Raw genomic sequence first — 9,399 nt, forward strand, 5'->3', positions numbered from 1 at the left:
CTGCATGACCCAGTCTTACGATGACCTGTACTGGAGCAGCAACGATGGCCTGCGCCTGCACGCGCGCGACCATGCACCGGCCGCGGGGCAATCGCCCCGCGGCACGGTGGTCTGCATTCCCGGGCTGACCCGCAACGCCGCCGACTTCGATGCCCTGGCGCAAACGCTGAGCGCGGTGGGCTGGCGGGTGCTTGCGGTCGACCTGCGTGGGCGTGCGGGTTCGGCGCGTGCGCCGGATCCGTCCAGTTACAACCCGCGCGCCTACGCCGATGACATGGTGGCGCTGCTGCGCTCGCAGAACATCGCCAAGGCGGTGTTCATCGGTACCTCGCTGGGTGTACTGGTCACCATCACCCTCGCCTCGCGCGCACCGGAACTGATTTCAGCAGCAGTGCTCAACGATGCCGGCCCCAAGGTGCCGCGCGAAGCCTTGGCGCGGATCGGCAAATACGCCGGCAAGGCCTTGCCGCCGATGACGCTGGAGCAGGCAGCCGCCTACGCCGAGTCGATCGGCAAGGCATCCTTCCCGCGCTTCAGCGCCGATGACTGGCGGGCGATGGCCTCGCGCAGTTTCCGTCAGCGCGACGATGGCCTGCTGGAACTGGACTACGATCCTGCGGTCATCCGCACCACTCGGCCATTGCTGCTGTGGTTGCTGCGGCCGGTGCTGTGGCGGGCGGTGCGCGGCTTGACCGCGCGTGTGCCGGTGCTGGTGGTACGCGGCGCGTTGTCGGACATCTTGCCGGCAGACGTCGCCCAGCAGATGGCAGCAACCTCAGCGAACGCGAGTCTGGTCGAAGTGCCCGATGTCGGCCATGCACCGACACTGTCCGAGCCCGAAGCGCGTGATGCAATCCTTGCCCTGTTGGGGCGCCTGCAATGAGCGCGACCGACATCAACAAGGAGCTGCCGGCAGCCCTGCACGCCCTGCAGCAATGGGCGGCGAGCGAACGGCTGGGCGTGAGCACCCGCATCGCACAGGCGCGCATCGACGCCTTCGCCGAGGCGACCGGCGACCATAACTGGATCCACGTCGATCCGGCCCGTGCGAAAACCGAGTTGCCGGGCGGCCATACCATCGCCCATGGTTTCCTGCTGCTCTCGCTCACCGTGGAAGAGGACGTGGCGGCCTTGGTCGGCTTCCCCGGCATTGCCCACGTACTGAATTACGGCTTGAACAAGGTGCGCTTCCTCGCGCCGGTAGCCAGCGGCTCGCAGATCCGGGTGCGCTCGCGGCTGGTTTCACTGGAACCGCGCCAGCCCGGGCAGTGGTTGTTGACCCAGCACAAGAGCGTGGAACTGCAACCCGGCGGTGAAATCGCACTGGTCGCCGAGCAGCTGTCGCTGATCGTGCTCGCGCCCTAGCACCAACCCACAGCGCATGGCCGGGGGTCGTGCACGCCGGCCACGCTTCTCTCTACACTGGAGCGATGTTGACGCCCTCCATCGTCCTGTTCGCCTGCATCGCGTGGACCGTGCTGCTGTTCGGCGTCGCCCTATGGGGTGAGCGCCAAGGTCACCGCCTGGCCAAGGTCTGGCCGGCCATCTACGCGCTGTCGCTGGCCGTGCACTGCACCGCGTGGACGTACTACGGGGCCGCGTCGCAGGGCGTGCAATGGGGCTTTCCGATCCCGCCAACGCTGATCGGCATGGCGCTGATCTTCGCCCTCGGCCTGCCATTCCTGGCGCGCCTGGGCCGCCTGGCCAAGCAACACAACAGCGCCACCATCGCCGACCTGGTAGTGGCACGGCTGCGCACCGATCAAGGGCTTGGCGTCACCATCACCCTGGTCGCACTGCTTGGCATCATTCCCTACATCGCACTGCAGTTGAAGGCCGTCAGCCAGGGCTTGAGCGCCCTGCTTGGCGACCGCTTCGCGGCCAGCGGATGGCAGCTGGACATGTCGTTCTGGTTCGCGCTGACCATGGCCACGTTCACCATGCTGTTCGGCGCACGCAAGGCCTCGGCCACCGAGCACAACCGCGGCATCGTGGTAGCGCTGGGTCTGGAATCGCTGTTGAAGCTGGCAGCATTGCTGGCCATCGGTCTCTATGCGGCCTTGTCGGTGCACCGCGCTGGTGCGCCCCTGCTCGACAAGATGCTGCAGCTGCCGCCAGCGGCGGTGGTCCCCGATTTTCTGACCATGGTCGCCCTTGGGGCGATGGCGGCGTTCACCCTGCCCCATCAGTTCCACGTCGGCGTGGTCGAACTGCGCCAGTCGTCCGATCTGAAGACTGCGCGCTGGCTGTTTCCACTCTATCTGCTGTTGATTGGCCTGCCGTCGGTGCCGATGGCCTTGTCCGGTGCCGCGCAGTTGGGCGCCTCGGTATCGCCTGATCTGTACGTGCTGGCCTTGCCGCAGGAACGCGGCCACCACGTACTGGCACTGCTGGCCTATCTGGGCAGCCTGAGTGCTGCCACCGGCATGATGATCCTGTCCGGCCTGACCTTGTCGATCATGCTGGGCAACCACGGTTTTGGCGCGCGCCTGCTTGGCGGCGTCGACGGTGGCAGCAGCGATGCTGGCGCCGACCTGCGTCCGCGCGTGCTGGCGTTCCGCCGCGCCGGCATCCTCGCCGTGTTCCTGATGTCGTGGCTGTACAGCCGCGCGATGAGTGGCACCGAGGCGCTCAGTGATTTCGGTTTGATGTCGTTCACCGCCTTGTCGCAGTTGGCACCGGCGGTGCTGCTGGCGGTGTACCGGCCGCGCACGCCGTCGCCAGCGATAATGGCCGGCATCGTGTTGGGCTTGCTGTGCTGGCTGTGGCTGGTGTTGTTGCCGATGGTGATTCCAGCCCCGTCGGCGAACCAGGAAGGCCTGCACTGGCTTGCGCTGTTCTCGCTGCGCATGCAGCCCGGCCACATCGCCATCAGCATGGGCGCCAGCCTGGCAGTCAACCTGATCACCGTGGCGCTGGTATCGCGCGCGGTACGCCCTTCGCTGCCACTGCAGAAAGATGCGGTGGCGGCAGCTTCGCTGCGCAAGACGGCCGGCCGCTTCCTCGGCCACGAGCGCGCGCGGCAGCTGATGGACGGGCATGCTGGGCAGATGCTGGATGACCAACGGGTTACCGCCATCGAGCGCGAGCTGACCGCCGTGGTCGGCGCAGGCATGGCGCGGCTGCTGGTCGAGGCCGCCCGCGACGGCGGCGCCGCACCGCTGGATGCGGTCACCCGTGCTGTCGGCGAGGCCACCCAAGTGCTGCGTTTCAATCAGCGCCTGCTGGAAGCGGCATTGGAAAACATGAGCCAGGGCATCAGCGTGGTCGATGCGCAGCTGCAGCTGGTGGCCTGGAACAGCCGCTACGCCGCGCTGTTCAAGTTCCCACCCGAACTGCTGCAGGTCGGCCAACCGGTTGCCAACCTGACCGCGTGGGCATTGGGGCAACTGAAGATAGCCGACAACCCCGGCGACAACGTCGGCAAGGCGCTGACCCGGCGCATGGCGCATATGCGTCGCGGTACGCCGCATCTGTCGGAGCGGATCTTCCCGGATGACACCATCGTTGAAATCCGTGGCAACCCGATGCCGGGTGGCGGCTACGTTGCCACTTTCACCGATGTCACCGCGTTCCGGCTGGCCGAGGATGCGCTCAAGCGCAGCAACGAAACCCTGGAGCTGCGCGTGCAGGACCGCACCGCGCGACTGGAACAGGCCGTGCACGAAGCCGAACGTGCGAACGTGGCGAAAACGCGGTTCCTGACCGCCGTCGGCCACGATCTGATCCAGCCCTTGCATGCCGCGCAGCTGCTCACCGATGCGATGTCCCAGCACATCGAGTCGGAGTTTCTGCACAGTTTCCTGCGGCAGATCCGTGGCGCATTGGACTCCACCGACGACCTGCTGTCAGGACTTCTCGATATTTCGCGATTGGAAGCCGGCGGGCTGGTCGCCGATCCACGCCCGTTCGCGTTGTCTACCGTGCTCGATCCCTTGGCACAGGAGTTCGCCGTGCTGGCGGCGGCACGCGGCCTGCATTTCCGCCATGTGCGCAGCCACGTCTGGGTGCACAGCGACCCGCTGCTGCTGCGCCGCGTTCTGCAGAACTTCCTTGCCAATGCAATCCGCTATACCCGCAATGGCGGCGTGCTGCTCGGCGTGCGTCGTAACGGCGACAACCTGACGATAGTCGTGCATGACAGCGGCCCCGGCATCACCGCGGAGCAGCAGAGCGTCGTATTCGAGGAATTCCACCGCGGCGACCGCAGCAACGGCCAGGGTTTGGGGCTCGGTCTTGCGATCGCACACAGGATCGCCGAGCTGCTGCACGCGCCGCTGGCGCTGCGCAGTGAGGTCAACCGTGGTTCGGCATTCTCGATCACCGTGTCGCGGGCGACACCGCCGCCGGCATCGCGCAACCAGACGCCTGCCAGCAGCAACAGCACCATCAAGGGTACCCGCGTGCTGGTCGTCGACAACGATGCGGACGCATTGGAAGCAATGCGGCAGATGCTGTTGGCCTGGGGTTGTGAAGTGATCGCAGCAAGCCACGGCAACGACATCGCCACGAGCGCAGGCGACGCCGACCTGTGGCTGTTCGATTACCACCTCGATGAAGGCGATACCGGCGTCCAGCTGTGGAAACGGCTCACTGTCGCGCACAAGCCGCGACCAACCGTGATCCTCAGCGCCGATAGCGGCAGTGACACGCGCGAGGCGGTGCGTGAGGTCGGGCTGTCGCTGTTGAACAAACCGTTCAAGCCGCTGGCACTGCGCTGGGCGATCAACCATCTGCTGGCGGTGCGCAGCACGGTCGAGAGCTGAAACAGAACAGGCAGCGCTGAATTCCGCTGACCTGCGGCACGCTAGCAGGCCGATCAGGCGTCCTGCGTCTCTTCAATCTGCCGCGACGGATCGTTCAAGCCCATTTCGTGCAGCACACGGATCGCCTGCGCACGGTTGCGTACACCCAGCCTGCCCATGATGCGGGTCATATGCGCCTTGATCGTGCGCAGCTGCACGCCGAGGCGGTCTGCGATCTGCTTGTTGAGCAGCCCCTCCGCCACCAGGCTCAGTACCTTGTACTGATGCGCGGACAGGCTGGCCAGGCGTGCAGCCAGATCGGCGTCCTTGCTGAACGGTGCCACCCGCGCCACGGTCTCGCGCAGCATCGCCGGAATCCAGCGCTCGCCATCAAGCACCGTCTGCAGCGCCTGCTGCAGGTCCACCAGCCCCGAACTCTTGGGCAGGTAGCCGGCAGCGCCAAGGTCGATGGCGCGGCGGATAACCTGCGGCTCTTCATTGGCCGAGACGATGATGATCGCCAAGCCCGGCTGCATTGCGCGGATCGTCGCCAGCCCGGCAAGCCCATGGTTGCCCGGCATGTGCAGGTCCAGCAGCATCAGGTCGATCTGCTGGCTCTCGATCGCTTCCAGCACGCTGTCCAGCGAATCGGCCTCGCTGATCTGCAGGTCATCGACCGCCTCTTCGGCCGCACGGTGCAGCGCGGCGCGGAACAAGGGGTGATCGTCGGCGATGAGCAGGGTCGGCATGTTCAAGCGAGGTTAGCAGTTCGCTGGCAACGGAGCACGGGGACCTAGGTACGCTGGCACAACCACACCGGCTTGCTAGTGTTGGGTAATGAACATTCCCCGCTCCGTTACCCTGCTTTGCGCCGCGCTGCCACTGTTGTCGGGCTGCGTCTCCGTCGCCAGTGCCGCCAAGCGCAGCCCAAGCGCTGCGGCACCTGTGTTCGAGCAGTGGCGCGAAACCCGGCACCGCGGCAATGATGATCTGCTGACGGCAGGGCTGGGGCTGGATGCGCTGCGCTCCACCACGGCGCCGGCCTTTGCCAACCCGGCCCAGCCGAACGCTGAGGAAGCCCGCCGGCGCGCGATCTGGAGCAGCTGGCGTGGCATTGCCGACCTGACCCCGGGCGGTGGCTTCGGAGAGGTTTACGGCAACCTGCACGCCGCACCCGGGCGCGAATTTTCGGCCTATGCGCGCATCCCCGGCGCACGCCAGCCGCACCGCGTACTGCTGCAGGTACCCGACAACTTCGACCCACAACGGCGCTGCCTGGTTGCTACGGCGTCCTCCGGCTCGCGCGGCATCTACGGCGCCATTTCGGTTGCCGGCAGCTGGAGCCTGGCCCGTGGCTGCGCGGTGGTCTATACCGACAAGGGCGCCGGCAGCGACTATTACGATCTGGACGCCAAGGCCGGCTTCCAGGCCGATGGCACACCGGCCAGCCAAGGCGCGCTGGCGTTCGTGCCCACGGACGCAGAAGCCAGCCATGGCGTTGCCTTCAAACATGCACATTCGGGCGACAACCCTGAAGCAGATTGGGGCCGGCACCTTGTGCAGGCCGTGCAGTTCGGCCTGCAGGCACTGGACCGCGCCTACCCGCAATCGGCACCATTTACCCCGGCCAACACGCGCACGCTGGGTGCTGGCGTCTCCAACGGCGGCGGCGCCGTCCTGCGTGCCGCCGAGATCGAGGGCGACTGGTTCGATGCGATGGTGGCTGGCGAGCCGAACGTCTCGGTTGCCGGCGCACCGCCGCTGTACGACTTCGTCACCCAGTCCGCGCTGCTGATGCCCTGCGCCTTGCTTGCAATCGACGATCTGCCGCAGCCTCCGATGCAGGCACAGGCAGCACCGGCCTGGACCCAGCGTTGCAGCATCTTGAAGTCGGCAGGATTGGTGCAAGGCGAAGACACCGCCGCACAGGCCCAGTCGGCACGCCAGCAGCTTGCCGATGCCGGCCTGAGTGAAGCTGCCCTGCGTGCAGGCACGTTCTCCACCGGATTCGACCTGTGGCGCGCAATCGCGGCGACCTATGCCTCCGCATACGGGCGTTATGGCGCGGGCGAACATCCCTGCGCGTACAGCTACTCAGCTGCAGCCGCTGACGGCAAACCCGGGCGGGCAACCGCCGAGGTCCGTGCAAGCTGGTGGAGTGAGGCCAGCGGCATACCGCCGGGCAGCGGCGTGGTGCTGGTGGACGGCAACGCCGCACAGTCGGCAGATGACCCGCTGCGTGGGCTGAACTGCCTGCGCGCGCTCGCCAGCGGCGACGATGCCGGCGCCAAGCGGGTACGTGCCGGCATCGCTGACGCCGCCGCAAAGGCGCCGCGTCGTGGCCTGCCGATCGTGGTCATCCACGGCATCGACGACGGCTTGGTGCCGATCAGCATGACCAGCGACCGCTACGTGCCGCTGGCACGTGCAGCCGGTGCGCAGATCGCCTATTGGCGGGTCGCCAACGGGCAGCACTTCGATTCGCTGCTGGCCTTCCCGGATTACCGCAAGCGTTATGTGCCGCTGCTGCCGTACATGTTCGCGGCGCTGGACCAGGTGTGGGATCACCTGGAGGATCCCGCGCGCGCCCTGCCGCAGGACGCGCTGATCCAGCCTACGCCACGCGCGGAAGCGCCGTTGCAGCGCGCGCAGCTGTCCATTCCAGCCGTCTCCGGCCGCTGACGCGCTGCCAAACAGGATACCCAGATGTCATTTGCCACCACCCCAAACCCCTCCGATTCCAGCCCGTACGCCTATCCGCTGCTGATCAAACAGCTGCTGCACACGCCACTGGCGGTGCGCCCTGAGCAGGAGATCGTCTACGGCGACAGCGTTCGGTTCGACTACCGCACGCTACAGGCGCGCATCGGCCAGCTGGCCGGCCTGCTGACCGCACTGGGAGTGAAGCCGGGCGATACGGTGGCGGTGATGGACTGGGACAGCAACCGCTATCTGGAAAGCTACTTCGCGGTGCCGATGATCGGCGCGGTGCTGATGACGGTGAACATCCGCCTGGCGCCGGAGCAGATCGCCTATACGCTGAATCACAGCGGCGCACGAGTGATCCTGGCCAACCGCGAGTTCCTGCCGGTGCTGGAAAGCATCGCCGAACAGCTGCCGGATCTGCGCACGCGGGTGCTGCTGGACGATGAAGCCGGCCCGCTGCCCAGCGGCTTCGCCACCGAGTACGAAGCCGGAATGCGCAACGCCGAGCCGGTCATCAGCTTTCCGGATTTCGACGAAAACACCCGCGCCACCATGTTCTATACGACCGGCACCACCGGTCTGCCCAAGGGCGTCCATTTCAGCCATCGGCAACTGGTGCTGCATTCGCTGGCCGCGATGGCAGCACTGGGCAGCGCGCCAACGCAGGGCCGCCTGCACCGCGACGACGTGTACATGCCGATCACGCCGATGTTCCATGTCCACGCCTGGGGCATGCCGTATGTGGCCACCTTGATGGGCATCAAGCAGGTATATCCCGGTCGCTACCTGCCGGGGCGATTGCTGGAGCTGATCGCGCGCGAAAAGGTGACCTTCTCGCATTGCGTGCCGACCATCCTGCATATGTTGCTCGGCCATCCCGCTGCAGCAGATACCGATCTGCGCGGCTGGAAGGTGATCATCGGCGGCGCGGCACTGCCGCGTGCGCTGGCACAGCAGGCGCTGGCACGCGGCATCGATATCTTTGGAGGTTATGGCATGTCCGAGACCTGCCCGCTGCTCACGCTCGCGCAGATTGATGCCGACGCCGTGGCTGGCACCGACGAGGAGCTGTCGCTGCGCACCAAGGCCGGCATTCCGGTGCCGCTGGTGGAGCTGCGTATCGTCGATGAGGAGATGAACGAGGCCGCCCACGACGGCATCGCCACGGGCGAAGTAGTGGTGCGCGCGCCCTGGCTCACTCAAGGCTACCTGCACAATCCCGAGGCCTCGGCCGCTTTATGGGCCGGTGGTTATCTGCACACCGGCGACATCGGCAACATCGACTCGGGCGGCTACCTGCGAGTGACCGACCGCATCAAGGACGTGATCAAGACCGGCGGCGAGTGGATTTCCTCGCTGGCACTGGAAGACATCATCGCCATGCATCCAGCGGTCAACGAGGTCGCGGTGATCGGCATCGCCGATGCCAAATGGGGTGAGCGGCCGCTGCCACTGGTGGTCATCCACGCCGGCAGCGAGGTCAGCGAAGCGGAGATCATCGAACTGATAGCCGCGCGCAGCCGCTGCGGCGACATCTCCCGCTATGCAATCCCGGACCGGGTCAGCTTTGTCGAAGCAATAGAACGCACCAGCGTCGGCAAGATCAACAAGAAGAAGCTGCGCAGCCTGCATGACCTGGCGGCAGACCCAGTCCGCACCTGACGCGCCGAGCGGAACATCTGAGCTTTTGTGGGAGCGGCGTCAGCCGCGAAGCCGGCAGCGATGAAATCACCTGCAGCCCCTTGCTCGGATGGATCGCGAGCTTCGCGGCTGCCGCCGCTCCTACAACGAAGCGGCAGGCCAGCGCGTCACGCACTTCGCGGACCGAAACCGGAAAACGCGGCTTCTATCAGCCTTCCGGCGGCGGAGATTTTGTAGGAGCGGCGTAAGCCGCGAAGCCGGCAGCCGTGAAATCACCAACAGCCCCTTGAACGCAAGACACCAGAGC

Annotated in this window: 6 protein-coding genes; 5 read left to right on the plus strand and 1 reads right to left on the minus strand. The window is 66.3% G+C overall.

The genetic code is table 11. The annotated features are described in order from the left end of the window. Positions 1–4 precede the first annotated feature (4 nt). From ABE493_RS16895 to ABE493_RS16905, 3 genes are all read left to right on the plus strand, one after another. Positions 5–883: an alpha/beta fold hydrolase gene (locus ABE493_RS16895; protein WP_346500084.1), complete on the plus strand. Its 879-nt coding sequence runs from the start codon at positions 5–7 to the stop codon at positions 881–883. Beyond that, complete coding sequence (locus ABE493_RS16900; RefSeq protein ID WP_346500086.1) at positions 880–1,365, plus strand: MaoC family dehydratase; 486 nt, start codon at positions 880–882, stop codon at positions 1,363–1,365. Before ABE493_RS16895 ends, ABE493_RS16900 begins: the two co-directional genes overlap by 4 nt. A 65-nt stretch (positions 1,366–1,430) precedes the next feature. Further along, positions 1,431–4,766, plus strand: a complete 3,336-nt coding sequence (locus tag ABE493_RS16905; protein WP_346500088.1) for a hybrid sensor histidine kinase/response regulator — start codon at positions 1,431–1,433, stop codon at positions 4,764–4,766. Positions 4,767–4,819: 53 nt separating this feature from the next. Here the strand turns inward: ABE493_RS16905 and ABE493_RS16910 are convergent, their stop codons facing one another. Then, positions 4,820–5,494, minus strand: coding sequence for a response regulator transcription factor (locus ABE493_RS16910; RefSeq protein WP_346500090.1), 675 nt, complete (start codon positions 5,492–5,494; stop codon positions 4,820–4,822). 88 nt (positions 5,495–5,582) lie between these two features. Between ABE493_RS16910 and ABE493_RS16915 the strand changes: the two genes are divergently transcribed. Continuing rightward, positions 5,583–7,427, plus strand: coding sequence for a 3-hydroxybutyrate oligomer hydrolase family protein (locus ABE493_RS16915; protein WP_346500092.1), 1,845 nt, complete (start codon positions 5,583–5,585; stop codon positions 7,425–7,427). A 24-nt stretch (positions 7,428–7,451) separates the two neighbouring features. Further along, entirely contained in the window at positions 7,452–9,113 is a 1,662-nt protein-coding gene (locus tag ABE493_RS16920) for a fatty acid--CoA ligase (RefSeq protein ID WP_346500094.1), read from the plus strand. Positions 9,114–9,399: the final 286 nt, after the last annotated feature.

This window comes from Stenotrophomonas terrae (genome assembly GCF_039674165.1).
Lineage (GTDB): Bacteria > Pseudomonadota > Gammaproteobacteria > Xanthomonadales > Xanthomonadaceae > Stenotrophomonas > Stenotrophomonas terrae_A.